27 protein-coding genes are annotated in these 23,664 nt (G+C 60.8%); 10 read left to right on the top strand and 17 right to left on the bottom strand.

Annotated elements, in window-relative coordinates; all coding sequences use genetic code 11:
- Nucleotides 1–13: 13 nt before the first annotated feature.
- On the bottom strand, nucleotides 14–700 hold the full coding sequence (locus J5J10_RS20655) for an OmpW family protein (RefSeq protein WP_211931555.1): 687 nt from the start codon (nucleotides 698–700) through the stop codon (nucleotides 14–16).
- 260 nt (nucleotides 701–960) lie between these two features.
- A complete protein-coding gene (locus tag J5J10_RS20650) occupies nucleotides 961–1,593 on the bottom strand; it encodes an outer membrane protein (protein WP_208553981.1) in 633 nt (210 codons plus the stop codon).
- Between the two features lie 201 nt (nucleotides 1,594–1,794).
- Here J5J10_RS20650 and J5J10_RS20645 point away from each other — a divergent pair, with 201 nt between their 5' ends.
- Nucleotides 1,795–2,640 carry a hypothetical protein gene (locus J5J10_RS20645; RefSeq protein ID WP_211931554.1) on the top strand — a complete coding sequence of 282 codons (846 nt, stop codon included), beginning with the start codon at nucleotides 1,795–1,797 and terminating at the stop codon, nucleotides 2,638–2,640.
- 109 nt (nucleotides 2,641–2,749) lie between these two features.
- Here the strand turns inward: J5J10_RS20645 and J5J10_RS20640 are convergent, their stop codons facing one another.
- Both J5J10_RS20640 and odc2 read right to left on the bottom strand, forming a co-directional pair.
- Nucleotides 2,750–3,343 (bottom strand): N-acetyltransferase, encoded by a 594-nt coding sequence (locus J5J10_RS20640; protein ID WP_211931553.1) that lies wholly within the window; start codon nucleotides 3,341–3,343, stop codon nucleotides 2,750–2,752.
- Nucleotides 3,344–3,413: 70 nt separating this feature from the next.
- Nucleotides 3,414–4,547: an ornithine/lysine decarboxylase gene (odc2, locus tag J5J10_RS20635; RefSeq protein WP_211931552.1), complete on the bottom strand. Its 1,134-nt coding sequence runs from the start codon at nucleotides 4,545–4,547 to the stop codon at nucleotides 3,414–3,416.
- 563 nt (nucleotides 4,548–5,110) lie between these two features.
- On the opposite strand from odc2, the gene J5J10_RS20630 reads away from it, so the two are divergent.
- From J5J10_RS20630 to J5J10_RS20620, 3 genes are read left to right on the top strand one after another with little or no spacing between them, the layout of a single operon-like run.
- Nucleotides 5,111–6,004, top strand: a complete 894-nt coding sequence (locus tag J5J10_RS20630) for a LysR family transcriptional regulator (protein WP_211931551.1) — start codon at nucleotides 5,111–5,113, stop codon at nucleotides 6,002–6,004.
- Nucleotides 6,005–6,060: 56 nt separating this feature from the next.
- A complete protein-coding gene (locus J5J10_RS20625; protein WP_211931550.1) occupies nucleotides 6,061–6,702 on the top strand; it encodes a DUF1007 family protein in 642 nt (213 codons plus the stop codon).
- Entirely contained in the window at nucleotides 6,696–7,748 is a 1,053-nt protein-coding gene (locus J5J10_RS20620) for a nickel/cobalt transporter (protein WP_211931549.1), read from the top strand. The genes J5J10_RS20625 and J5J10_RS20620 overlap by 7 nt, the downstream gene beginning before the upstream one ends.
- A 6-nt stretch (nucleotides 7,749–7,754) precedes the next feature.
- Here the strand turns inward: J5J10_RS20620 and J5J10_RS20615 are convergent, their stop codons facing one another.
- The 4 genes from J5J10_RS20615 to J5J10_RS20600 all read right to left on the bottom strand — a co-directional run bounded on the left by J5J10_RS20615 (nucleotide 7,755) and on the right by J5J10_RS20600 (nucleotide 10,147).
- Nucleotides 7,755–7,961 (bottom strand): hypothetical protein, encoded by a 207-nt coding sequence (locus J5J10_RS20615; RefSeq protein WP_208553988.1) that lies wholly within the window; start codon nucleotides 7,959–7,961, stop codon nucleotides 7,755–7,757.
- Nucleotides 7,958–8,644, bottom strand: coding sequence for a GNAT family protein (locus tag J5J10_RS20610; protein WP_211931548.1), 687 nt, complete (start codon nucleotides 8,642–8,644; stop codon nucleotides 7,958–7,960). Before J5J10_RS20610 ends, J5J10_RS20615 begins: the two co-directional genes overlap by 4 nt.
- A 77-nt stretch (nucleotides 8,645–8,721) precedes the next feature.
- Nucleotides 8,722–9,423, bottom strand: a complete 702-nt coding sequence (locus J5J10_RS20605) for a tellurite resistance TerB family protein (RefSeq protein WP_211931808.1) — start codon at nucleotides 9,421–9,423, stop codon at nucleotides 8,722–8,724.
- An 85-nt stretch (nucleotides 9,424–9,508) separates the two neighbouring features.
- Entirely contained in the window at nucleotides 9,509–10,147 is a 639-nt protein-coding gene (locus J5J10_RS20600) for a 2-dehydro-3-deoxy-phosphogluconate aldolase (protein ID WP_208553990.1), read from the bottom strand.
- Nucleotides 10,148–10,308: 161 nt separating this feature from the next.
- On the opposite strand from J5J10_RS20600, the gene J5J10_RS20595 reads away from it, so the two are divergent.
- From J5J10_RS20595 to J5J10_RS20580, 4 genes are all read left to right on the top strand, one after another.
- Nucleotides 10,309–10,797, top strand: coding sequence for a CYTH domain-containing protein (locus J5J10_RS20595; RefSeq protein WP_211931547.1), 489 nt, complete (start codon nucleotides 10,309–10,311; stop codon nucleotides 10,795–10,797).
- Nucleotides 10,781–11,695: a CHAD domain-containing protein gene (locus J5J10_RS20590; protein ID WP_211931546.1), complete on the top strand. Its 915-nt coding sequence runs from the start codon at nucleotides 10,781–10,783 to the stop codon at nucleotides 11,693–11,695. Before J5J10_RS20595 ends, J5J10_RS20590 begins: the two co-directional genes overlap by 17 nt.
- Before the next feature lie 44 nt (nucleotides 11,696–11,739).
- Nucleotides 11,740–12,438 (top strand): YafY family protein, encoded by a 699-nt coding sequence (locus J5J10_RS20585; RefSeq protein ID WP_211931545.1) that lies wholly within the window; start codon nucleotides 11,740–11,742, stop codon nucleotides 12,436–12,438.
- Nucleotides 12,439–12,535: 97 nt separating this feature from the next.
- A complete protein-coding gene (locus J5J10_RS20580; RefSeq protein ID WP_211931544.1) occupies nucleotides 12,536–13,480 on the top strand; it encodes a rhodanese-related sulfurtransferase in 945 nt (314 codons plus the stop codon).
- A 2-nt stretch (nucleotides 13,481–13,482) separates the two neighbouring features.
- On the opposite strand, the gene J5J10_RS20575 is transcribed toward J5J10_RS20580, so the two are convergent.
- The 6 genes from J5J10_RS20575 to J5J10_RS20550 form a co-directional block, all read right to left on the bottom strand.
- Nucleotides 13,483–13,854, bottom strand: coding sequence for a hypothetical protein (locus J5J10_RS20575; protein WP_211931543.1), 372 nt, complete (start codon nucleotides 13,852–13,854; stop codon nucleotides 13,483–13,485).
- 105 nt (nucleotides 13,855–13,959) lie between these two features.
- On the bottom strand, nucleotides 13,960–14,739 hold the full coding sequence (locus J5J10_RS20570) for a MetQ/NlpA family ABC transporter substrate-binding protein (protein WP_211931542.1): 780 nt from the start codon (nucleotides 14,737–14,739) through the stop codon (nucleotides 13,960–13,962).
- A gap of 40 nt (nucleotides 14,740–14,779) precedes the next feature.
- A complete protein-coding gene (locus J5J10_RS20565) occupies nucleotides 14,780–15,448 on the bottom strand; it encodes a methionine ABC transporter permease (RefSeq protein ID WP_211931541.1) in 669 nt (222 codons plus the stop codon).
- A complete protein-coding gene (locus tag J5J10_RS20560; RefSeq protein WP_211931807.1) occupies nucleotides 15,438–16,487 on the bottom strand; it encodes an ATP-binding cassette domain-containing protein in 1,050 nt (349 codons plus the stop codon). The genes J5J10_RS20565 and J5J10_RS20560 overlap by 11 nt, the downstream gene beginning before the upstream one ends.
- A gap of 334 nt (nucleotides 16,488–16,821) precedes the next feature.
- On the bottom strand, nucleotides 16,822–17,571 hold the full coding sequence (locus J5J10_RS20555; protein WP_211931540.1) for an EAL domain-containing protein: 750 nt from the start codon (nucleotides 17,569–17,571) through the stop codon (nucleotides 16,822–16,824).
- 57 nt (nucleotides 17,572–17,628) lie between these two features.
- A complete protein-coding gene (locus tag J5J10_RS20550; RefSeq protein WP_211931539.1) occupies nucleotides 17,629–19,011 on the bottom strand; it encodes a GH1 family beta-glucosidase in 1,383 nt (460 codons plus the stop codon).
- Nucleotides 19,012–19,255: 244 nt separating this feature from the next.
- Here J5J10_RS20550 and J5J10_RS20545 point away from each other — a divergent pair, with 244 nt between their 5' ends.
- Complete coding sequence (locus tag J5J10_RS20545; RefSeq protein WP_208554000.1) at nucleotides 19,256–19,429, top strand: DUF1328 domain-containing protein; 174 nt, start codon at nucleotides 19,256–19,258, stop codon at nucleotides 19,427–19,429.
- Nucleotides 19,430–19,489: 60 nt separating this feature from the next.
- Here the strand turns inward: J5J10_RS20545 and J5J10_RS20540 are convergent, their stop codons facing one another.
- Nucleotides 19,490–20,662 (bottom strand): Gfo/Idh/MocA family oxidoreductase, encoded by a 1,173-nt coding sequence (locus J5J10_RS20540; RefSeq protein WP_211931538.1) that lies wholly within the window; start codon nucleotides 20,660–20,662, stop codon nucleotides 19,490–19,492.
- Between the two features lie 191 nt (nucleotides 20,663–20,853).
- On the opposite strand from J5J10_RS20540, the gene J5J10_RS20535 reads away from it, so the two are divergent.
- Nucleotides 20,854–21,492, top strand: coding sequence for a CatB-related O-acetyltransferase (locus J5J10_RS20535; protein ID WP_211931537.1), 639 nt, complete (start codon nucleotides 20,854–20,856; stop codon nucleotides 21,490–21,492).
- 5 nt (nucleotides 21,493–21,497) lie between these two features.
- Here J5J10_RS20535 and J5J10_RS20530 read toward each other — a convergent pair whose 3' ends face one another.
- Complete coding sequence (locus J5J10_RS20530) at nucleotides 21,498–22,550, bottom strand: sugar phosphate isomerase/epimerase (protein ID WP_211931536.1); 1,053 nt, start codon at nucleotides 22,548–22,550, stop codon at nucleotides 21,498–21,500.
- 132 nt (nucleotides 22,551–22,682) lie between these two features.
- Nucleotides 22,683–23,627 carry a substrate-binding domain-containing protein gene (locus J5J10_RS20525; RefSeq protein ID WP_208554004.1) on the bottom strand — a complete coding sequence of 315 codons (945 nt, stop codon included), beginning with the start codon at nucleotides 23,625–23,627 and terminating at the stop codon, nucleotides 22,683–22,685.
- Nucleotides 23,628–23,664 lie beyond the last annotated feature (37 nt).

Here is a 23,664-nt window from a genome sequence, read left to right as displayed (position 1 = left end):
CCCATATCGCTTTCTAGAACCGGTATGTGACACCGCCGCCGATCAGCCAGGGATCGAGCTTGGCCTTGCCGCTCAAGGGAGCGCCGCCGCTGGTGGCCTCGTAGTCGGCCTCGAGGAAGATCTTCTTCACGTCGAAGTTCACACCCCAGTGCTCATCGAGCATGTAGTCGAAACCGACCTGCAAGGCCGCACCGAATGTGTCCTTGACGTCGATGTCATCCACGGCCGAACCGGACTGGTTGTAGAACATCGTGTAGTTGATGCCGGCACCCACATAGGGTTTGAAAGCACCGAAGTCGGTGAAGTGGTACTGAAGCGTCAGCGTCGGCGGCAGAACCCAGGTCTTACCGATCTTGCCGAGGCCAGCGATTGATCCTTCGCCACTGATGTTGGCATAGGTGGTGCCAAGGATCAGTTCGGCAGCGATGTTGTCAGTGAAGTAGTAGGTGATGTCCAGTTCAGGGATCACCGTATCGCTATAGGAAAGGTCGGAACCTGGCACGCCGTCCAGACTGCCACTGTCATTGGTGATGACGCCGAGCCCGCGGACACGGATCTGCCAGGGGCTCAACGACGCCACGGCCGCCTCTTCCGCCGGGGTGAGCGGCGCGAGGTCCGCCGCCGGCGCGACCTGCGCAGTAAGCGTCAGTATGGTGGTTGCGGCCAGCGCTCCAAGGCGCGTGCTCCATGTCTTGCTCATTGTTCTCTCCTAGATGTCAGATTTGGCAGAGCCGCGTCGACTATCGGGGAGCGAGCCTTCAAACGTTTGATTCAAATCAAAGAAAGGGAATTGGAGCTGCTATGCGCACAAGGAGAAACGTATAGTTACAGTTTTACAACATAACAAAATGACAGATGCCAAATCCGGTCATTTGAAGCGCCGGTTTTGACCGGGATAAAGACAAAAAAGTCCGGCCCACAAAGGGGCCGGACGTGTCACGACGGGTCTGTCAGCGATTCTTAGAACTTCACGCCGAGACCGACATTGACCACGTGCTGGCTGAAATCGACGTTGGTTCCGCCGATATCCTTGTCGCCATAGTCGTTGTAGCGGTACTCAAGCCGGCCGAACATGCGGTCGGTGAACGCGTAGTCTACGCCTGCGCCAATCGTCCAGCCATGCATCGTCTCACTGTCTTCGCCGGCACCGGTGTCGAGGTTTGCATCGGTTGCCGTCCAGCCGCCAGCCGCATAGATCAGCGCCCGGTCCATTGCGTAACCGACGCGACCGCGAATGCCGCCGTTGAAGCCCGTTTCGAAATCGGCGCCCGCGACGGAACCGTCGTTCCAATCGTAATCTACGTTTCCTTCGAGACCGACGATAACGCTGTTGCCGAATTCCCAGTTGTAACCGACAAAGCCGCCAAAGCGGCCGCCGTCGAATCCGTCAGAGCCAAAGCCATCGACATCGGCGTCACCCCAGCCGTAACCGCCTTCGACACCGACATAGCCGCCAGCCCATGAGAACACGACGGGCGTTTCTATCGTTGCCGCCGGAGCTTCAGGCACCTCATAGATCGCGTCCGCAGCAAAAGCGGCGCCGGTGGACAGAAGCACTATCGCGGTGGACGTCGTGAGCAATTTCTTGAACATTCGGTATCTCCCCTGAGACTGTGTGCGAACCCCGATCGCGGGGCAGGTGTCTATCACCACCGCCATAACTCATGAACGCAGGGGTAAGGTTCCGAAGGTTCCACGGCCGCTCGAATTTCTTCGGGCTTGCCGTGACGCATTTGTCACAACCGCTCGACGCCATTCGGCGATTTCGGCTAGACTGAACTCTGGAGGCTCCAAATGCACATTCTGCCGCGATCGCTTCTGGCGGGCGCTCTTGCCCTTGTCGCCGCAACAGCCGCTGCGGGCGACATCTGGCGGATGTCCGCTCTGAGCGACCCTGTATCACCACAGACCCCCACCACTTTCCTGGATCTCGCTCGCGCGGTGGTACCGGATTTGGAAGCGACGTCTGGAGGCTGGCGGGGAAACACGATCGCCCCCACCATGGCGGAGGAACTGGATGTGGACGAGGCGTGGCCGGAGGGGCTGCAAGTCAGCAAAGCCGAAGTCATGCACCTCGCAGGCGAGAAGGCGGTGATCATTTTCCTGGATTTCGGCGAGCCGGATGGACAACCCGATGCGCCAGCGTCACTCGCCCTCTACACGCTCGCCGGAGAAACGCCCGTGCTAGGCGATATAGTGAATGTCGGTCTTGATCGGCAGACAGGGATATCAGGCGATACGCGGCTCGTCGATGACAGGACGGCGTTGATTGTCATCGACAATACCCACTCCAACTCATCCCAGCACTACCGAATCACGAGCCTCTATCTCGCGACACCGGAGGAACTCCTTCATGTCGACGATGTCTTCACGTTTTCGGAATCGCTTTGCGGCCTCTGGCGCCAGCAACAAACGGGTGTTTCGGTCAAAGACGCAGTTCCAAGCGGCAAACCCGCGATTTACGTCGAAGTCAGCCTCCACGACGATCCGAAGGAGGGCGACGAATGTGCCGAGCCCATTGCCGTCATCGCCGACCGCACCATCGGCGTTACCTACACGTGGTCTGAGAAAACAAAGTCCTATCAACCTGACTCCGATGCCCTGCAAATGCTCGCTGAAGAGAACGAGCGTCGTTTCTAAGCCTCGCGAAACCGGAAATCGGACAGTCACGACCCGCGCTCGACCGGCGGCTCCAGACGCGGGTTGCGTCGAACCGGTCCGGGAGCGCGGGCCGAGCGAGCGGCGGCCTTTACGCCGCCTGTTCGAGAGAGGTACCGCTCAACTTGCGGCCGGTGGCAACGATCATGCCCGCCGCGCCGCCCAGCCATCCGTCCTTGAGTTCCAGCCCCAGAAAGCGCGCACGATCGAAGGGTCCCGGCATGACGAGATGGCGGGCACGATACGCAAAGAAGCCGAAGCGCTCGTAATAGGCCGCGTCACCCACCAGGAGCACGGCACCGTGGTCGCGCTTCTTCGCTTCCAGAAGCGCTGCACGCATCAGCGCGGAACCGATGCCCTTGCCTTCATGGGCGCAATCTACGGCCAGCGGCCCGAGCAGGAGCGCCTCGATCGGGTTCCCGTCCCGGTCCACGCCGGCCTCGATTTTCCACAGGCGAACGGTGCCGATGACATGACCGGCGCGATCGCGCGCCACCAGTGCGAGGCCCTCGGCCGGGACGCGCCCGCGCCGGATCTTCTCGGAAGACTTTGTCTTGCGATCGGCGCCCATCACCTTGTCGAGCAGCGTCTCGCGCGCCACGACGTCGGCAGGCGTCTCGCGGTCGATGACATAGGCGGGTGCAGGCGCGAAAAGGGCGCGCACGTTGTCGAGAACAGTGGCCATGCTGGCCTCCCGTATCAAGAGTGTTCCGATGATTGTGAAGGTCCGCGCCGGTTGGCCGGCGCGGGAGACGTCAGATGACGTAGGACTTCAGCGGCTCGAAGCCGTTGAACGCCACCGCCGAATAGGTGGTGGTGTACGCGCCGGTGCCCTCGATCAGAACCTCGTCGCCGATCGAAAGCGAGAGCGGCAGCGGATACATGTTCTTCTCGTAGAGCACGTCAGCCGAATCGCAGGTCGGGCCGGCCAGCACGCAAGGCGCCATCTCGTCGGCGTCATGGGCGGTGCGGATCGGGTAACGGATCGCTTCGTCCATGGTTTCGGCGAGACCGCCGAACTTGCCGATGTCGAGGAACACCCAGCGATGCGCGTCATTGTCCGACTTCTTCGAGATCAGCACGACTTCCGCCTTGATCACGCCGGCATTGCCGACCATGCCGCGGCCCGGCTCGATGATGGTCTGCGGGATGTTGTTGCCGAAGTGCTTCTTCAGCGACGCATTGATCGCCTGACCATAAGCTTCTGCCGACGGGATGTCGCGCAGGTACTTGGTCGGGAAACCACCACCCATGTTGACCATCTTCAGGACGATGCCCTGCTTGGCCAGCGAGTTGAACACGCGCTTGGCATCCGCAAGGGCGCCGTCCCAGGCATCGACCTTGGTCATCTGCGAACCGACGTGGAACGAGACGCCAAAGGATTCGAGGCCGAGCTGGTGGGCGTAGACGAGAACGTCGACGGCCATCTGCGGCACGCAGCCGAACTTGCGCGACAGCGGCCATTCGGCACCTTCGCCATCGGTCAGGACGCGGCAGAACACGCGGGCGCCGGGAGCGGCACGCGCAATCTTCTCGACTTCCTCGTGGCTGTCGACGGCATAGAGGTTGACGCCGAGTGCATAGGCACGGGCGATGTCGCGTTCCTTCTTGATGGTGTTGCCGAAGGAGATGCGATCGGCGGTGGCGCCGGCATCGAGAGCCATCTGGATTTCGGCAACGGAAGCGCAGTCGAAGTTCGAGCCGAGCGAGGCCAGGAGCTGGAGGATCTCCGGCGCCGGGTTCGCCTTGACTGCGTAGTAGATGGCGCTGTCCGGCAGGGCATGACGGAAGGCACCGAAATTGTCGCGCACCACGTCGAGGTCGACCACGAGGCAGGGACCTTCCGGACGTCGGGTGTTGATGAAGTCGAGGATACGAGCAGAGGTCATCGGTCTTCCTTCCAAATTCCAAGCTTCCCGAAGCGGCCAGGCTTCGGATGGACAAAGGACGGCGAGACATCGCTCGAAACCAGTCGGTGGAGACACTGGTACCGTACGAACGCTCGACGCGCGAAACGATGGATGAACGCACTCTTGCCTGAGCGCATAAATCCGCTTTGTCTGCCATGGATTGGAGGGAGACCCTACCGCACTTCCGGCAATGATGGTGTGCCTCTTCAGTACCCCGGCTGATGGAAAGCCGGCAGAGAACCAGAAAGGCCCGCACCGTCGTTGCTTCAAGATGTCCTCGCATTTCCCGGTTGGCCGGAATAGCGACTGGAGGGGTTAGTTCCAGGTACCTTACCGATGACCTCACCTTAGGGAAAAATCCCAGTTCGAGGGTCGGCGGACACCCACAGGCACGTGCGACTTTGGGCAAGGACGCAGATAAGAAAAGTGAACGTCATAATCAAGAGGATTTTTTGCCCCTGGTTAATTTCGTCGCGAACTATGCTATTCCTTGAACAATTCACGGCGCACGTTCACAAATGCGGGACGAGCCAGGGGGCAAAATGGATACACTGACAAGAATTAGGGCCTTCATCGACGTGGTCGAGGCCGAGGGCTTTTCCGCCGCCGCACGCAAAACCGGGCGATCCAAGGCGCTGCTGTCAAAATATGTCCGGGAACTCGAGGACGAACTGGGCGCGCTGCTCCTCAACCGTACGACACGCCAGTTTTCGATGACCGAGGCGGGCCACATCTACTATCGCAGCGCCGCCGACATTCTCAAGGAAATCGAGAGCCTGGCGGACCTGGTCCGCGAAAACAACGCCGATCTCAAGGGGCGGCTGAAGGTCTCGGTGCCGCGGACCTTCATTGATGCCGACATCGGACAGTCGCTGATCGATTTCGCCGTCGAGAACCCCGACCTGTCGCTCGATATCGTCGCCGAAGACCGATTCGTGGACCTCATCGAGGAAGGCTTCGACCTCGCCATCCGAATCACCCGGCTCGAGGACTCTGGCCTCATAGCCCGAAAACTCGCCGACTTCCGGATTTACGCTCTTGCAACGCCGGATTTCGTGAAGAAACACGGGCCGCTCGATCACCCGCAGGATCTGTCGCGCGTGCCGGTGCTCATCGACACCAATTCGCGCGGACACAACACCGCCCGCTTTAATCTTCCCGACGGTGGCGGCGTGTCCGTCGCGGTCAACGGACCGATCGAGGTCAACAGCCCGCAGGCGACACTGCGGGGCGCGCGCGCCGGATTGGGTGTCGCGATGATCCCGGATTTCATCGGCCGTCCCTATGTTGAGTCGGGAGAACTGGTACCGCTGCTGGAGGATTTCCTGCCGAACGACCGGGGTATCTACGCCGTCTATCCGCATCGGCGCTACCTGCCGGCAAAGGTACGTTCCTTCGTCGATTATCTGCACGCTTGGTTTCGCAAGAACACATAATTGCCAACACTCCGCACTACCGAGAGCGAAAGACGGAATCACCGGCGGTTCGAGAGATGAACAAAACCCGATTGCTGCTCGCACTCATCCTTGCCACGGCGCCATTGCCTGCGGCAGCCCACCCGCATGTCTTCGCCGAGGCGAGGCTGGAGATCGTCGCGGCAGATGACGGCACGGTACAGGAGCTTCGCAACGTCTGGCGCTTCGATGACATGTTCTCCTCTAGCGTCCTGATGGATTTCGACGCCAATACGAACTTGAAGCTTGAGGAGAGCGAACTCGAGGAGATCAGCGATACGATCCGCCAGTCGCTCGCGGACTACGACTACTTCACCTTCATCAACCACGACGGCAAGCCTGTCGAGATCGCCGCGCCGGACGTGCTGCATGCGGATTTTCAGGACAATCAGCTGCTGGTGATCTTTTCGGTGAAGCCGATGGCCCCGCTGCCGGCTAGCGGTACGCTGTCGTTCGGCGTCTACGACCCAACCCTCTATACGGCGATCGACTTCACCGATGACACTCATCTCGTCCTGGAAGGACAAGGTTTCGCCAAGTGCAAGCATCAGGTCATTCGGCCGGATGCGGACGAGGTCATCGCCCAGAACCAGGCGATGCTGACGGAAGCCTTCTTCGCCGATCCCGTCAACAACGACATGGGCAAGCTGTTCGCGACGCGCTTGGAGGTGACATGCTGAGCGGTCGGCGAGCAGTCTTGATCGCCGCTCTGATTTGCCTCGCCGTGCCCGCCGCCCATGCGCTCGCGGCATCCCCGCTAGGCATCGGCACCGCCGAGCCTTCGTTCCAGACCACCGGCATCTTCGGCGGCTTTCTTGCCTGGGTGAACGAACACCAGCAGGCCTTCTACCGCTCGCTGACGGGCGCGTTGAAAGAGATGCGCGACGATCCGGCTGCACTCTGGAGCCTCATCGGACTCTCCTTCGCCTATGGCATCTTCCACGCCGCTGGACCGGGACACGGCAAGGCTGTCGTCTCCTCCTACCTGCTGGCAAACGAAACCCAACTGAGGCGCGGCATAGCCATCTCCTTCGTCTCCGCCATGATGCAGGCGTTCGTCGCCATTGCCGTTGTGGTGACGGCCTACATCCTGCTGCGCGGTTCTTCCATAAAGATGACGGACGCGACCAATGCGTTGGAAATCGCAAGCTATGCCATGGTGTTGGCCTTCGGAACCTGGCTTCTCCTGAAAAAGCTCCAACCCTTGCTGCCGCGTCGCAAGGCGCTCGTTGGCGATGCTCTGTTCGCCAATTCCGAGGCGGCCACGCTTCCGTCCGGCGGCAGTGGACTGCGTTTCTCCGCTGTCGCTGTCGACCATGACCACAACGCCCTCGCCCCCGGTTCCGTCTGCCCCGATTGTGGCGTTTCTCACCTTCCCGACCCATCAATGCTGCGGGGCGAGCGTTTCACCAGCAAGGAAGCTTGGTCGGCGATCGTAGCGGTCGGTCTTAGACCCTGCTCCGGCGCCCTTCTGGTCCTCGCCTTTTCCGTGCTGAATGGCCTCTATCTCGGCGGCGTCCTGTCCGTCTTCGCCATGGCCCTCGGCACTGCGATCACCGTGTCGGCGCTTGCGATCACGGCCGTCTCCGCCAAAGGTCTTGCAATCCGGTTGACGGGTGCCGGCTCCGGCCTGTCGCGAAAGGTGGGCAACGCGATCGAAATCGGCGCAGCACTCCTTGTCATCCTTCTGGGCGGCACGCTGCTGATGGCCGCCCTTCAGGGTTGACCATTCTCAGCGCTTCTGAAAACGCGAGCGGACCCAGAAAATCATGAAGAAGGCCATGACCCCGAGAGCGCCCACGGCGACCGCAAGCGCCGGCGAATAATCGCCAATCCAGAGCACCAGGCTCGGCAGAAAATAGAAAACGACGCCGACGACGAGGATGATGATCGCCGCGGCAATTGCAGACGACCGGTTGTTGTTTGACGTCTCGTTCACGTGGAAGCTCCGGAAAGCTGGTTACGGATATCGTCGAGACGACGCTTCTGAACGCCGCCCGAGGTGAAGTTGTCAGGGGAAAGCCATTCCTCGAAGGCAGCTTTGAGCGCAGGCCACTCGCTATCGATCATCGAGAACCACGCGGTGTCGCGATTGGCGCCCTTGGAGATCACATGGTTACGGAAGACGCCCTCGAACGTGAACCCATAGCGCCGAGCCGTCGTCTTCGAGGCCTGATTCTCGTTGTGGCACTTCCACTCGTAGCGGCGATAACCAAGATCGTCGAACACATGGCGCGCCATGAGATAATGCGCTTCCGTGGCAAGCGGCGTCCTGCTCATGGCCGGACCGTGCGCGACGCCACCCACCTCGACCACGCCGTTTGCAGGATCCGCCCGCATGTAGTTCGCCATGCCGACCACTTTGCCATCCGCCTTGTTGCGAAAGACATGGGTGAGCCAACCGGCCTTCTTCATCGCATCGAGCCAGTCGCCGAAGTCGTCGAGATCCCTGAAGTCCGGCTGCGTGAAATACTTCAGAAGCGGATTGATCCCAAAACCGCCAAGCCCCTCCCAGAGAGCCTGCAGGTGGCGCGCGCGCTCATAGGGCTCGACCACCACGAAACGCCCTTCAAGCGTTACCGGTGCCGGTGCCGGGGCCTTGTAGCTGGATAGATCGCGCATGGCCGTCTCCTCTTCACCAGAAACGGATTAGGCCAGCCGCCCCCTAAAGGCAACTGGCCCGAGGCGCGGCATCGACGTCACACCTTCGCAGCGGCGGCGACAGTCGCTTCGATATGATCGACAAGCGCGTCAGGCAGGCCAAGCCGTCCGGCGAGCAGGTCGAGGTAGCCGCGCTCGGCCCGGCCATCCGGCTCGATCGCCAGGCGGGAAGCGGTATAGAGTTCGACCTTCTGCTCTTCCGTCTTGGCGGACGCGATGAGGGCATCGAGGTCAGACGGACTGGCCAGTTCCTTTTCAATGAAGGCTTCGGCTTCGGCGCCCAGCCCCGACAATTGGATTTTGTCCATGATCCGCCCGCGCTCAGTCGCGTCGATGTGGCCATCCGCCTTGGCTGCGGCGATCATCGCCCTCACCAGCGCCAGAGCAAAATCCTCGGTCACCTGCGCCGACTGTGGACTAAATGGGGAATCGGCTGGAGGCGGCAACAGTTCGGGAAGGCTGTCGGTCGGGCCGGTGTCCGGTGAGTTGCCGGTCTTGTAGTTGCGATAGGCCAGGTAGCCGAGCCCTGCAATTGCGGCAAGACCACCGAGCTTGACCGCACTGCCAGTCAGGTTGCGACCGGCCTTCGTGCCGAGAAGGACCGCGGCCAGCGCACCGCTCGCCAGCGGATTTTTCTTCGCGAGATCGAGCGCACTGCCGGCCGTACCTTTTACGGTTCCCTGCGTTCCCGGAATCTGCGATCCCAAAAATTGATCCAGTAGCTTCTTGGCATCGAACATCGCGTTCTCCCTGCGTGCGTTTTCACGAGCAAGATAAGAACGCGACCTCCGAATTACAAAGAAACCGCTCTCAACAAAAAGGTGATCAGCCGGAGAGAGCCGCAGCTTCAGCCGCAAGCTTGGTAATGCCCGCCCAGTCTCCTGCCGCGACGAGTTCCTTGGGCGCGACCCAGGAGCCGCCGACGCAGACCACATTTGGCAGCGACAGATAGTCCTTGGCGTTTTTCAGCGAAATGCCACCGGTGGGGCAGAACATGGTGCCGGCGAGCGGAGACGACAGCGACTTGAGATAAGCCGCACCGCCGGCCTGCTCGGCCGGGAAGAACTTGAGCACGTCGTAACCTGCCGCGCGAAGCGCCATCACCTCGCTTGCGGTCGCGGCACCCGGCAGCAGCGGCACTGGCGATGCGGCAGCGGTATCCAGCAGTTCCTTCGTCGTACCGGGGCTGACGATGAATTCCGCACCCGCCTTTACCGCGGCCTCGAAATGCGCGGGATTGAGGATCGTGCCGGCACCGGAGACGGCCCCCTCCACTTCCTGTGCAACCAACCGCACGGCTTCGAGCGCCGCCGGTGTTCGCATGGTGATCTCGATCGCCTTCAAGCCACCGGCGACCAGCGCCTTTGCAAGCGGCACGGCTGTCGCAGCGTCTTCCACGATCAGAACAGGCACGACCGGCTGCAGTTTCAGCACGGAAAGGAGCTTTTCGGTCTTGGAAGTCATGGCGACGCCCTTCTTAAAACGATTGAAATTGGTCAAGGATTAGCCCGCGCCAGTCTCGTTGTCGAGACAAATGCGCGCTGCGCGGCGCAACCGATTTGCCTGTGCCGCGTTTTCGGCTAAGCTTCTTCTAGTGCCGGACCGGGACAGGACGGGTAAGTGTAATGGCCAAGGAAATCGAACGCAAATTCCTCGTCGTCGATGACAGTTGGAGGGCGGCGGTAAAAACGGCGACCGCCCTACGTCAGGCCTATATCGCAAGCAGCGACGACCGCTCTGTTCGCATTCGTACCCGCGACGATACGTCCGCGAGATTGACGATCAAGATCGGCAAGTCGGCTCTGGTGCGGGACGAATTCGAGTATGACATCCCAATGGCCGATGCACGCGAGATGATGCAGCTCGCGCTTGGAAACGTCATCGAAAAGGTGCGATATACTGTCGACGTCGCAGGCTTTGTCTGGGAAATCGATGTCTTTGAAGGGCCCTATCGCGGCCTCGTGATCGCCGAAGTGGAGCTCGCGTCCGAAGCCGATCGCCCGACGATACCGAAATGGGTTGGTCGCGAGGTCACCGGTGACCGCCGATATTCCAATCAGGGACTGGCTACCGAGCGCCTGAAGCCGGAATTGGTCCATGCCCTACCGAATTAGGCCGCGGCACGCCTTTGCGAAGGAAATCCGGCGCATAGCGACAAGCCAGCTGGAAAAAGCCGTCGAGATACTCGAGCAGCAGCCAAGCGGAATCCATGAGGCCGTCCACGAGGCCCGCAAGAAGTTCAAGCGGGTCCGTGGCTTGTACAGGCTCGTGGCGCGAGAACGCGGTGATTTCCGACGCATTGAAAACGCGCGTCTGCGCGACACGGCACGAGCCCTCTCTGCGGTCCGGGATGCAGGCGCGCTCGTCGAAACGGTGAGCCAGCTCGAAGCCCGTTGCAAGACCGAGGGAGAGAGCCAGGCCGTCGCAGCGACGCTGCAGGCCCTGAGGGACCGTCGTGACAGGATTGCCGCAGCAGAAACCGGCCTGTCATCCAAGGTCGCGACCGCAATAGAGGAAAGCCGACAGGCTATCGATGCGATAAACAGCCTTGAGCTGGAGGACGCACCGCGCGACGCCGCCCGATATCTGAAAAAAGCCTGGACGAAGACGCTTGCTGGCGCACACGAGGCGCTCGACGGGTGCCATCATCTGGCCGACCCCGAAAAGTTTCACGAACTCCGCAAGTCCGCGCAGACCTACTGGATGTGCCTTTCACTGCTGCGCGACATATGGCCTTCCGCGATACGCGCCAAGCGGACGGAGGCAAAGGCATTGGTCGATGCCCTTGGTCACGCGCACGATATCTCGATCTTGGCAACCGTGCTGGATGAGGAGCCAGGTTTGCTGGGCGATGAGGAGCTTTCACATCTCCTCAGCCTCATCATCCGGTGGCAGCAGGAAATCCGCCAGTCCGCCCTGGACATGGCTGACCGCGTTTTTGCCGATGAGCCGAAGGTCGAAGCCAGGGTCATCGCAAAACTCTGGGTTCTGGCGTCCAAAAATGAAAGCTGAATGCTGACACGTAATGTCAGCATTCATCTGCTATATCGATGCACATGAGCCGTTCCGTCCGCCTTCTCGACCTGCTGCAGATCCTGCGCCGCCATCGCCAGGCGGTGAGCGGGCAGGTTTTGGCCGACGAACTCGGGATTTCGCTGCGCACCCTCTACCGGGACATCTCAGCGCTGCAGGCCCAGGGCGCCGATATTGAAGGCGAACCGGGGGTAGGCTACATGCTCCGCCCCGGCTACATGCTGCCGCCGCTGATGTTTTCCGTCGAGGAGATCGAAGCGCTGGTGCTGGGATCGCGCTGGGTCTCCAGCCGTGCCGATAACGAGTTGAACGAGGCCGCCCGCAATGCGCTTGCCAAGATCGAGGCGGTGCTGCCCTCCGACCTTCGCAACCACCTGCACAATTCCGGCCTTCTGGTTTACCCCGGCGACGGTGTCGGCGACGGCATCATCGACGTTGCGCTGGTGCGCCGGGCGATCCGCGAGGAACGCAAGCTCGACATCGGCTACAAGGACGTCAACGACCGGCAGAGCGAACGGACGATCTGGCCGATCGCTCTGGGCTACTTCGAGAAGCAACGTATCATCGTTGGCTGGTGCGAACTTCGCCAGGCCTTCCGCCATTTCCGCACAGATCGCGTGGTTCGGCTTGATGCGATCGCAGACCGTTATCCCCGCCGCCGGACACAATTGCTCAAGGAGTGGCGCAGCGCGCTGGAGAGCAATCATGGACATACATACTGAATGTATGTAAATTTGACAAAGCGCAAAGCGAAGCGGAACGGCGGATTTTAAGCCTTCGGCGATTGCGAAAAGCCCGGCCAGACTGTATTTCCGGCGCATGACCGACAGCCTTCAATCCATCCGCCATGAAGAAGGCGGCGCGTTTCTCGTCGCCGCGCTCTATCACTTTGTCCGTTTTCCGGAATTCGAAAGCTTCCGCGAGCCGCTTCTGGCACTTTGTCGCGAGACCGGTGTGAAGGGTACTCTGTTGCTGGCGGCGGAAGGCATAAACGGCACGATTGCCGGTACCGACGAGGGTATCGGACGGGTTCTCGCGTTCATCCGCGCCCGGCCGGAATTTGCCGCTCTGGTGCACAAGGAAAGCAGGGCCTCCAAAATGCCCTTCCTGCGCATGAAGGTGCGTCTGAAGCGGGAGATTGTGACAATGGGCGTCGAGGGCATCGACCCCAACAAGGTGGTCGGCACCTATGTCGAGCCGAAGGACTGGAACGCATTGATCTCCGATCCCGAAACCATCGTGATCGACACCCGCAACGACTACGAAACCGCGATCGGCATCTTCAAGGGCGCGATCGATCCCAACATCAAGACCTTCCGCGACTTCCCCGACTGGGTCCGCAACAACCCCGGCCTGCACAACAAGCCGAAGATCGCGATGTACTGCACCGGCGGAATCCGCTGCGAGAAATCGACGGCGTTTGCCAAGGAACTGGGCTTTGACGAGGTCTACCATCTGAAGGGCGGCATCCTGAAATATCTGGAGGAAGTGCCGCCCGAGGAAAGCCTCTGGGAAGGCGCCTGCTTCGTGTTCGATGATCGCGTCTCCGTCACGCATGGGCTCGCAGAGGGCGAACACAAACTCTGCCATGCGTGCCGCTATCCGCTGACGGCGGAAGAGGTAGCCTCTCCTCTATTCGAGGAAGGCGTCACATGCCCGCATTGCTACAATGAGCGGACGGACGAGGATCGGCAGCGCTACCGCCAGCGGCAGGCGCAGATCGAACTTGCGAAGAAGCGCGGCGAGAAGCATCTCGGAAGCTGAAATCAGGCTGTGACGGCCCGCATGTCACGCGCTGCCTCAGGCGCAGGAGTGACCTTGTGCCGGGCCTTCACGTTTTCGACCTCGTCGCGCAGCAATTCAAATGCAACGATCGCCTTGTGCTGCTCCGGCGTCAGCGACTGCCGGTCCAATTGCTCGATCAGCACCGCCATGGCATCACTGATCTGACCGATCTGCCGGCCGTAACTTGCAACATCGCGCACCACTTCCGCCTCGATGTCCGGATCGGCCGAGGGACCGAGATCGATCTTCAGGTTAAGCAGGCCGAACTGCGAGGCTGCCGGAGAAAACACCCAGGTCCAGGGATTGATCGTCTGCGTGACATCACCCGATAGCGGCAATTGAAAACGTGCCATGTCTCCCTCCACAACCGAAGGGCGTATGATCCGCCGTTATCCCGCAAAACACAAGAGGCATCCGCTTGCACGGATGCCTCTTCTCATCAATGACGTGTTGTCGACTTACCAGGCGGGAACAACCGCACCCTTGAACTCAGCCGCGATGAAGTCCTTAACCGGCTGGCTGTGATAGGCCTCGACCAGTGTCTTGACCCACTCGGCATCCTTGTCCACTGCGCGAACGGCGATCACGTTGATGTAGGGGGCCTTTTCGCTCTCGCGGGCGATCGAGTCCTTGCCCGGGTCGAGGCCGGCCTCAAGCGCGTAGTTCGTATTGATGACCGATGCATCGACGTCATCCAGGCTGCGCGGCAGCTGAGCGGCGTCGAGTTCGGCGAACTCAAGGTTCATGGGATTTTCGGTGACGTCAGCCGGACCGACCTTCAAACCGGCTTCCGCGTTCAGCTTGATCAGGCCCTTGTCTGCAAGGATCAGCAGTGCCCGGCCGCCATTGGTCGGATCGTTCGGAATGGAGATCGTCGCACCGTCGGCGAGTTCCTCAAGGCTCTTCAGCTTCTTGGAGTAGATACCCATCGGGAAGTTGACGGTCTGGGCGACGCTGACGAGTTCAAAGCCACGATCCGCGACCTGGTTGTCGAGATAGGGCTGGTGCTGGAAGGAGTTCGCCTGCAGGTCGCCGTCGGCCAGCGCCTGGTTAGGCACGACATAATCCGAAAACTCGAGGATTTCGAGATCGAGACCTTTCTCGGCCGCGACTTCCTTCACCTTCTCCATGATCTGCGCATGGGGGCCAGGCGTCACGCCGATCTTGATGGTGTCCGCGGAAGCGGTTCCAGCCGAAAAGATGGCAGCGAGCGCGGCTGCCAGAACGAGAGTCTTCATGTTGGTCTCCTTGGTTTCCTGTTTTTCCTTGGGCGGGAATTCAGTTCTTGCGATTTCGCTTGTCGAAGCGTCGTGCCAGCGCGTCTCCGGCGCTCTGCACCGCCTGGACCAGCAGGATCAGCACCACGACGACCGCCAGCATGACCTCGGGCATGAAGCGCTGATAGCCGTACCGGATGCCGAGATCGCCGAGCCCTCCGCCACCGACGGCGCCGACCATCGCCGAATAACCGATCAGGCTGACAATCGTCATTGTCAGTGCCAGCGTGATTCCGGGCCGGGCTTCGGCAAGCAGCACCTTGAACACGATCTGCGTCGGCGTGGCGCCCATCGCCCTAGCCGCTTCGATCAGGCCTTTTTCGATCTCGCGGATCGCCGCCTCCACGAGCCGGGCGAAGAACGGAATGGTGGCGATCGTCAGCGGCACGATCGCGGCGGACGTGCCGATCGACGTTCCGGTGACGAAACGCGTGAACGGAATGATGGCGACGACAAGGATGATGAAGGGCGTCGAGCGCGCCGCATTGACGATCAGGCCGATAATCCGGTTGGTGGTGGGCGCGGGGAACAGCTCCCCCTTGCCGCTGGTCGCCAGGAACACGCCAATCGGCAATCCGATAAGCGACCCCAGCAGTCCGGCTATGGCGACCATCTGCAGCGTCTGCAGCAAGGCCTTGGTCAGTAACGAAATGAGCATCTCAAGCGCCATAGCCGAGCACCTCCCTCGTCAGGCCGGTTTCGGCATAGAATTGCTCGGCGCGCTGCACGACATCGATTGCGGCGGAATACGACACTACCAGCGAGCCGAACGGCTCACCCGCGATTTCGTCAATCGTGCCTGCCATGATGTTGACGTCCGGACCGATGCGCTCGACCAGCTTTGCGGTGAGCGGCTGGAAGGCCGTATTGCCGAAGAAGACCAGTCGCACGAACACCCGATCGCCCCTGCCTGGCTCCGGCTTGATCGCCGACGCCACCCATTCCGGCAGTTTGATGCCGAGCGAAGCGGACAGCAGTGACTTCGTTGTCTCATGCCGGGGGCGGGTAAAGACGTCGAAGGTCCGCCCGCGTTCCACGATGAGGCCCTTGTCGATCACTGCGACTTCGGAGGCGATGGTTTTCACCACTTCCATCTCGTGCGTGATCAGCAACACGGTAAGATCGAGCTCCCGGTTGATCCGCTTGATGAGGTCGAGGATCGACTGCGTCGTCTCCGGATCGAGGGCCGATGTCGCCTCATCAGAGAGAAGCAGCTTAGGCTCGGTCGCCAGTGCCCGGGCAATACCGACGCGCTGTTTCTGGCCGCCGGAGAGTTCCGCCGGGTAGCGCCCGGTTTTGTCGGAAAGCCCAACGAGCTCCAACAACGGGTCCACCCGCGCACGAATGGCATCGCGATCCATGCCGGCGATTTCGAGCGGCAGCGCGACATTGTCGAACACGGTTCGCGAGGACAGCAGGTTGAAGTGCTGGAAGATCATTCCGACCTGGCGGCGCAGCTGGCGAAGTCCCTGCTCCGTCAGTCCGCCGACATCGACGCCATCGACGCCATCGACAAGAATGGTGCCTGATGTCGCGACCTCCAACCCGTTGACGAGCCGGATCAGCGTCGACTTGCCCGCTCCCGAACGACCGATGATGCCGGTGATCGAACCTTTGGGGACCGTATAGTCGATACCGGCCAGCGCCGTGAACTCCCCCTGTCCGCCACGATCGGCAAAGCGCTTGGTGACACCGCGAAACGACACCATGGCAGGCGCCGTCACGGCAGACGAGAAAACGTCGGCACCATCGGGCGCCGGTTGCGTGATATGTTCTGTGAGAGGCATGCGAAACTCGTTTTCGGTGCCGCGAGGAGCGGCAAGATCAGGGCGTGGCTCGGTTCAGATCGAGCGACACATTCGACGCATGAAACGCCGTGCTGACATCCCTGATATTCCTTTCGCCGAGCCTGGCCGGACCAGCGCCACGTAATGACTGTACCGCTTATTGCACTGCCGCGAAACGAATCCCAGAAATGACATTCTCGAAATTGGGAAATATCGGAAAAATCTTCCGATATCTCGCCGATGACCTGAGGATCGATCAGGCGGCCATGAAAACCGGTTCGGGAAAAACCTCAAAACCCGGTTTCGCGAGCAGATACCCCTGAAACAGCTCGACACCAAGGTCCTGAAGCGCGCGTAGCTCTCCCTCGGTTTCTATACCCTCACAGACGGGCGTGATGCCGAATTCACCGAGCATGGCCAGCGTATGCTTGACCACGACGCGGCGCGCCGGGTCAGTGTCGATACCCCGTATCAGGTCCATGTCCAGCTTGACGATATCAGGCTGGAATCGTGCGAGCAGATTGAGCCCGGCATGACCGGCGCCGAAATCGTCGATCGCGGTCTTGAAGCCGATGGATCGATAGGTGAACAGGATGTTGAGGACATGCTCGGTGTTGATCCGCTCACTTTCCGTGAATTCGAAAATGATGCGCTCGGGCGCGAAACCAACCCGCTCGGCCGTTTCAAGCGTCAGGCGGATGCAGGCGCGCGGCTCGTAGACGGCATTCGGCATGAAGTTGATCGACAGCTTCTCCTGCCGCCCGGGCGAAGACAATGCTGCGGCAAGTTCAATCGCCTTCACCCGGCATTGCTGATCGAAGGCATAACGGTTCATCTCCGTCACGCCCGACAGGATACTGTCGGCGCTTTCCCCGGCAAGCCCGCGGACCAACGCCTCCTGAGCGAAAATCGTCCCATCTGTGATATTGACGATCGGCTGGAAAGCCATCGAAAAGGAAAGATCCAGACCGGATCCATTCCTGCATCCTTCGCATGCGACAGCCATTGCAACCTCTTTTGCGGATAGGCAAAACAGATTACGGAAGAACCGGTTAAGTCTTGCCTAAGCCGGCTCCGAGGACCTGTGGTTTCCTTTCGGAAACTCTGACGCGAGCGCGCTATACCACTTGCCGCTCTTCTTGATGATGCGTTCCTGGGTCTCGTAGTCGACATAGACGAGGCCGAAGCGCATCCGGTAGCCTTCGGCCCATTCGAAATTGTCCATGAGGCTCCAGGCAAAATACCCGCGCATTGGGATGCCCTCCTGGATGAGGTCGGCGACCATGCCAAGGTGTTCGACATAGTAGTCAAGGCGCGGTTGGTCATTCACCTCACCGCCTTCCGGCCCCATGTTGTAGCAGGCACCGTTTTCGGTGATGTAGCATTCGGGCAGGTCGTAGCGGTCGTAGAGACCTTTGACGAGCGACTTCAGCGCCGGCGCATAGACTTCCCAGCCGATGTCGGTCTTGACCTTGGAAACGGGAGGTGCCCCTGCGGTCGCAGGGAACTCGGCGCCGGGTGTGGGATCGTCCGCCACGCGCATCGGCGTATAGTAATTCAGCCCCCACCAGTCGATCTTCTGGCTGATCACCTCGAGATCGCCGTCCTCGATGACAGGCATGCGATCACCCAGCGCCGACATGAAGTCGTCGGGATAGTGGCCATTGATGATCGGGTCGAAGAACACCCCGTTGTGGAACTGGAACGCCCGTTCGGCGGCGGCCTTGTCGGCCTCGCTGTCGGAACCGGCGATAACCTCGTGCGCATTGAGAACAATACCCGCCGGCACCTGCGGCGCCACCTGGCGGATCGCGTCCAGGCCAAGCCCATGGGCGAGATTGGTGTAGTGGAGGGCATGCAGCGCCGCGTCCATGTTCTTCTCACCGGGCGCATGGATGCCGTAGAGGTGCGACAGCCACACCGAACACCAGGGCTCGTTGAACGTGGCGACGGCATCGAGGCGGTCACCCAGACGAGCCATGACGACCTTGGCATAGCGCTGGAATGCATAGGCCGTGGACCTCCCGGTCCACCCACCTTCGCCCATCAGCGCGAGCGGCAGGTCCCAGTGGTAGAGCGTCGCGTAAGCCTTGATGCCACGCGCCTGCAAACCGTCCACCAGTTTGTCGTAGAAGTCGAGGCCGGCCTCGTTGATGCGTCCCGTCCCCTCCGGAATGATCCGCGGCCAAGCGATCGAGAAGCGATAGGCCGAGGCGCCCATCTCCTTCATCATGTCCAGATCCTGCTCCCACCGATGATAGTGATCGCAGGCGACCTCACCGTTATGCCGGCCATAAACGCGTCCCGGCATGGCGCAGAACGCGTCCCAGATGGACGGCTTGCGACCATCCTCTTTGGAGGCCCCCTCGATCTGGAATGAGGCGGTGGCGACGCCGAAGACGAAATCTCCGGGAAAACGGTCGGCGAATTGCTTCGGATCGATCATGATCTGCTCTCCTGCGCTCGCGGCGCAGCTGCGCCTGAGCTTCATTGGGATCCGAGGCGCGGTTTAAACCAAACTTGCACCGCAGTGAAGCCGACGCGGCCAATTTCTGCAACGTTTCAGAACAGTCCAGCCAAAAATGCCGGCATTCCTCACAAGTGTTACCGTGTAGCGGGCCAGAACAGGAGGACGGGAACAAATTTGCGGTTCCGCAGTTTATCAGAAAACCAACGCAAGGGGTTTCTTCATGCTGAAATGGGCTTTGATTTTTCTCGTAATCTCGATCGTCACCGGTCTTCTGGGCTTTACCGGCATCTCCGCCGCTTCAGCGGGAATCGCAAAGATCCTGTTCTTTATTGCCGTGGCAATCTTCGTGGTTCTGCTCCTGCTGGCACTGTTTGCCGGCGCAGCCATCGTCTGACAGATCGAAAACCGTTGACAGCAGGGGCCGCCACCCCTGCTGTCACAGACCGGTGCCGGGTCAGAGATTGACCCAGGCGCCGTTCTGTTTTGAGGAAGCCACGCACGCTTCGACGAAGGCGACACCTTTCACACCGTCATCAACGGTCGGATAAACCACCGCCGGATCGGCCTTGCTCCCGTTCTGATAGGCACGGATCGCATGCGCGGCTTCGGTGTAGATCGTTGCAAAGGCTTCCAGGTAACCCTCCGGATGTCCGCCGGGAATACGGCTCACACGGCCTGCGGACGCCCCCGCGCCGGCGCCGTTGCGTGTGATGAGGCGCTTCTGCTCGCCGAAAGGCGTGAACCAGAGATAATTCGGATTCTCCTGTTCCCACTCCAGGCCACCCTTGGTGCCGTAGACGCGAAGCTTCAGCCCGTTTTCATTGCCGGGTGCCACCTGGCTGCACCACAGCATGCCCTTCGCCCCGCCTTCGAAACGCAACAGCACATGGCCGTTGTCGTCGACGCGGCGACCTTCGACGAAACTGTCGAGATCGGCCGCAAGGCTCTTGAGGGTAAGCCCCGTCACGAAGGAAGCGAGGTTGTAGGCGTGCGTGCCGATGTCGCCTGTCGCGCCGCCAGCACCCGACTGGTTGGGATCGGTCCGCCAGACGGCCTGCTTGGCACCGGTCTGCTCGACGGCCTCCGTCAGCCAGTCCTGTGCATATTCCGCCTGGATCACCCGTAGCTGCCCGAGCTTGCCCGACGCCACCATCTCGCGCGCCTGCCGGATCATTGGATAGCCGGTGTAATTGTGCGTCAGGACGAAGACGGCCTTCGCCTTGTCGGCCACCGCTTTGAGCTTCCTCGCATCTTCGAGGTTCGAGGTTAGCGGCTTGTCGCATATCACGTGTATGCCACGTTCGAGGAAGGCCTTCGCCGCCGGATAGTGAACATGGTTCGGCGTTACGATCGAAACAGCCTCGATGCCGTCGGCGCGCGCAGCTTCCTTCTCAGCCATTTCCTCGAAGGAACCGTAGCAGCGATCCGGATCGAGGCCGAGATCCTTGCCGGATGCCTTGGACTTCTCCGCTGTCGACGACAGCGCGCCGGCGACGAGTTCAAAATGGTCGTCGAGCCGCGCGGCCATCCGGTGCACGCCACCGATGAATGCGCCCTGCCCGCCGCCGACCATGCCAAGCCTGATACGCCGCGCGCCAGCCCGTTCGTCCTTGCCTTCGATTGCCATCAGTTTCCTCCATTGGATTGTTTCACTGGAATATCACGCGATCACGGCATAAAATGATGCCACGACGTGAAGAGGAGCCTCGTGCCGTGACCTTCTGAAGACCCGTAAAAGCGAGACAGCGCGCCATTTGGCCCGTCTTGCTGTTGAAACGAACCGGCTCGCCCGCCAGCCTCCAACGAGGTCTTCCTGCAATGCCCCTTCTCGACCCGAACCTTGCTTATCCGATCACGCTCGCCGACGGCACGCCGTACCGGGAGACGATGTACTTGAAGAACGTCATCGATCATCCAAGAATGGAGATTGGCGACTTCAGCTACTTTTCCCACGCCGGGACCAAGGCTGAGACGGCGTCTCTGCTGGCACCCTATCTCTATCCCGTCAGCAGGGAGCGGCTCGTGATCGGCAAATACGTCCAGATCGCGCGCGGCGCCTATTTCATCACCTCGTCCGCCAATCACCCCATGGCCGGTTTCACCACCTACCCGTTTCGCATCTTCCGGCAGGACACGATCAACGGCTACGACGACCTGCCTGTCCGGGACACCATCGTCGGCCACGACGTCTGGATCGGCCACAACGCGACCATCATGCCGGGTGTCACGATCGGCAATGGCGCGATCGTCGCGGCCGAGTCCGTGGTGACCCGCGACGTTCCGCCATACGCCATCGTCGGCGGCAACCCCGCCCGCGTTATCCGGATGCGGTTCGATGACGAGACGATCGAAGCCTTGCAGCAGATCGCCTGGTGGGATTGGACAGTCGACAGGATCGAGCGCAACCTTCCAGCCTTGGAAGGTTGCGATATCGCGGCCCTTCGAACGGCCGCCTGAGCCGATCACAGACCGAGCATCCGCCGGTTGGCGGCGTCGTCGGTGCCGCTGGAGGCAAAGTCGTCGAACGCCTTTTCGGTGACGCGGATGATATGCGCCCGGACGAACTCGGCGCCTTCGCGCGCGCCGTCCTCCGGATGCTTCAACGCGCATTCCCATTCGACAACGGCCCAGCCGTCGAAATCGTTCGCCGCCATCTTCGAGAAAATCGCACCGAAGTCGACCTGGCCATCGCCGAGGGACCGGAAACGGCCGGCGCGTTGCACCCAGCCCTGGTAGCCGCCGTAGACACCCTGCCGGCCGGTCGGATTGAATTCCGCGTCCTTGACGTGGAACATCTTGATCCGGTCCTTGTAGATGTCGATGTTGTCGAGATAGTCGAGGCACTGCAACACGTAGTGCGAAGGATCGTAGAGCATGTTGGCTCTGCTGTGGTTCTTCACGCGTTCCAGGAACATCTCGAAGGTCACGCCGTCGTGCAGGTCTTCACCGGGATGGATCTCGTAGCACACGTCGACGCCCTGCTCGTCGGCATAGTTGAGAATCGGCGTCCAGCGTCGTGCGAGCTCATCGAAAGCCGCCTCGACGAGACCCGCCGGCCGCTGTGGCCAGGGATAGATGAACGGCCAGGCGAGCGCGCCAGAGAAAGTCGCATGCGCCTTGATGCCGAGATTGCGCGACGCCTTCAGCGCCATCTTCACCTGCTCGACGGCCCATTCCTGCCGCGCCTTCGGATTGCCCCGCACTTCGGGTGCGGCAAAGCCATCGAAGGCCTCGTCATAGGCCGGATGCACGGCGACGAGCTGGCCCTGGAGATGGGTCGAGAGCTCCGTCACTTCGACGCCGTTCTCCTTCGCCTTGCCCGCGAATTCGTCACAATAGTCCTTCGACTCCGCAGCCTTCTTCAGATCGATCAGCTGAGGCGCCCAGGTCGGCACCTGAACGCCGACATAGCCTTTTTCGGCCGCCCATTTGGTGATGCCGTCCCAGGTATTGAACGGGGCCGCGTCGCCCGCGAACTGTCCGAGGAAGATCGCGGGGCCTTTGATCGTCTTCATGATTTCTCCTCCCTGAGAATGACTGCAACGTTGCCGCTAGAAGTAAAGGACTTGGCTGTGGCACACAATATTCCGCTCGAAACTTCGCCCGGATGAACCGGGCGAAGTCGTGCCTTGATGATCTGGAGAGGATCAGAACGGCGAGTCGGGGAAGTAGTAGCCTTCCGCGTTCTCTGGCGTGATCAAGGTCGCATCCAGAGTATAGGTGCCGTGGACCGGAACCGCGTCGTAGATCGCCGCAGCAGTCAGTTCCATCGCCGTGCCGACCATCGACGGCGGATAGAGAACATTGACCGGAACCATCTTGTCGCCGTCCATGACCTTCTTGATCATGTCCTTCGAGCCCGCACCGCCGATGATGTACTGGATATCGGAACGGCCGGCCTGCTCGATCGCCTGCAGAACGCCGACGGCCATATCGTCGTCCTGGCACCAGACCACATCGATCTTCGGGTACTTGGTCAGAAAGTCCTGCATGACCTTGAAGGCGTCGTCGCGGTTCCAGTTGCCAAACTGACGGTCGAGAACCTTGACGTTGGAGCCTTCGATACCCTTGTCGAAGCCGTCCTGGCGCTCCTGGTCGATCGGGATCGGCAGGCCGCGGATGATCACGACTTCAGCGTCGGGCGTGTTTTCCTTGATGTATTCGCCGGCGACGCGGCCGAGAGCCGGGTTGTTGCCGGCAACGTAGAGGTCACGGACCGAGTTGTCGTTGACCGAAGGCGCACGGTCGACGATCGAGACGAAGGTGCCCTTGCCCTTGACTTCCTTGATCGCGTTGACGAGCGGATCCGGATCGGTCGGCAGGATGACCAGAGCGTCGATACCCTGGACCTCAAGATCCTGAAGGGCGTTCGCCTGGCTTGCCGGATCGGGCGATGTCTTCACGACGACGTTGAGACCCGGATGCTCCTTCATCAGCAGCTCGGCAACGCGATTGGCGTGGTAGACCACGCCAGCCGTCCAGCCGTGGTCGGCGGCCGGAATGGATACGCCGAGGGTCTTCGTCTCCTGTGCCTGGGCAATTCCGATCATCGCCGTCATGGCGAGCGCAACGCCCATCAATCTCTTGTACATGTTGGTTCCTCCCAATGTGACCGGGGTCCTTCGGCGT

The sequence above is a fragment of the Ciceribacter sp. L1K23 genome, assembly GCF_018122705.1.
In the GTDB taxonomy this organism is placed as follows: Bacteria; Pseudomonadota; Alphaproteobacteria; order Rhizobiales; family Rhizobiaceae; genus Allorhizobium.
The sequence above is the reverse complement of the archived record's forward strand: the minus strand, read 5'-3'. Positions and strand labels throughout refer to the sequence as shown.